Raw genomic sequence first — 1,746 nt, 5'->3', positions numbered from 1 at the left:
ATTTATGCGTGAACCTGTGAGCCATTGCATTAACCGATATCGATACCCTGCTATTCTGCTGGATCTCCGAGCTGAAGTTGCTTCGAATTGGTGATGCCGTTAAGGACGATTCAGCAAACTTGCGAAACGACTGGTCCGTTACCCAGCAGATTTTTGATCTTTAACCTAGGAGTGCAGCGTGAGTGAAGTGGTCAAGCTCGAGCGTCATGACGAAGTCGGGCTCGTCACGGTCAACAGCCCTCCGGTCAATGCGCTGAGTGCCGCAGTCCGCGGCGGTATTTTGGAGTGCGTCAAGGCCGCGATCGCCGATCCCGCGATCAAGGGCATCGTGCTGACCTGCGCCGGCCGCACCTTCATCGCGGGCGCCGACATCACCGAATTCGGCAAGCCGTCAAAGCCGCCGGCGGTGAAAGACGTGCTCTCCGAGATAGAGAATTCGCCCAAGGCCATCGTGGCCGCCATTCACGGCACCGCGCTCGGTGGCGGCCTTGAGGTCGCGCTCGCCTGTCATTTCCGCGTGGCGGTGAAGGAGGCCAAGCTCGGCCTGCCCGAGGTGAAGCTCGGCCTGCTGCCGGGCGCCGGTGGCACCCAGCGCCTGCCGCGCGCAGTTGGGCCGGAGCTGGCGGTCAAGATGATCGTCGGCGGTGATCCGATCGGCGCGGCGGAAGCGCTGAAGAACGGTCTGATCGAGGAGATCGTCGAGGGCCCGGCTGCCGGAGGCGAAGCCTTCGTACGAAAGCTGCTGGCTGAAAAGCGTCCGCTGCGCCGCCTGCGCGACGACGACTCCAAGATCGCGGCGGCCAAGGCCGACCGCTCGATCTTCACCAATGCGGTCGCCGCCATGACCAAGAAGTCGCGCGGCCTGGAAGCGCCGTTCGCGGCAGCCGACGCCGTCGGCTACGCCATCGACCTGCCGTTCGACGAGGGCCTCAAGAAGGAGCGCGAGGGCTTCCTGAAGCTCGTCGCCAGCGATCAGTCCAAGGCGCAGCGTTATGCCTTCTTCGCCGAGCGCGAGGCCAGCAAGATCGCCGGCGTTCCTGAGGGGACCAAGCCGCGGCCCGTGAACCGCGTCGCCATCCTCGGCGCCGGCACGATGGGCGGCGGCATCGCGATGTCCTTTGCCAATGCCGGCGTTCCCGTCACCCTGATCGAGACCGGCGAGGAGCAGCTCAAGCGCGGCATGGGGGTGATGCAGAAGAACTGGGAAGCGACGGCGGCGCGTGGCGGCATTCCCGCCGATGCGCCCGCCAAGCGCATGGCGCTGATCAACGGCGTCATTGGCATCGAGAATGTCGGCGATGCTGACCTGGTGATCGAGGCCGTGTTCGAGACCATGGCGGTGAAGAAGGAAGTGTTCGGCAAGCTCGATCAATATGCCAAGCGTGGCGCGGTGCTCGCTTCCAACACTTCCCTTCTGAACGTCGACGAGATCGCGAACGCGACCGAGCGTCTGCAGGACGTGCTCGGCATGCACTTCTTCTCGCCCGCCAACGTCATGAAATTGTGCGAGATCGTGCGCGCCGACAAGACCGCGCCGGATGCGCTGGTGACGGCGGTCAACATTGCCCGCAAGATCGCAAAGGTGCCGGCCGTGGTCGGCGTCTGCGACGGCTTTGTCGGCAACCGCATGCTGGCTCAGCGCGGCAAGCAGTCGGAGAAACTGCTGTTCGAAGGCGCGCTGCCGCAGCAGATCGACGCGGTGGTGACAAAATTTGGCATGCCAATGGGGCCGTTCGCCATGAGCGA

1 protein-coding gene is annotated in these 1,746 nt (G+C 64.0%); it reads left to right on the top strand.

Annotation, left to right across the window (positions count from 1 at the left end):
• Positions 1 to 178: 178 nt before the first annotated feature.
• A partial coding sequence (locus tag AC0L2O_RS36110; protein ID WP_473373111.1) for a 3-hydroxyacyl-CoA dehydrogenase NAD-binding domain-containing protein occupies positions 179 to 1,746 on the top strand: 1,568 nt, incomplete at its 3' end.

Source organism: Bradyrhizobium sp. Kon10 (assembly GCF_055807395.1).
Note: the sequence above shows the minus strand (reverse complement) of the source record. Positions and strands in the feature narration are given on the sequence as shown.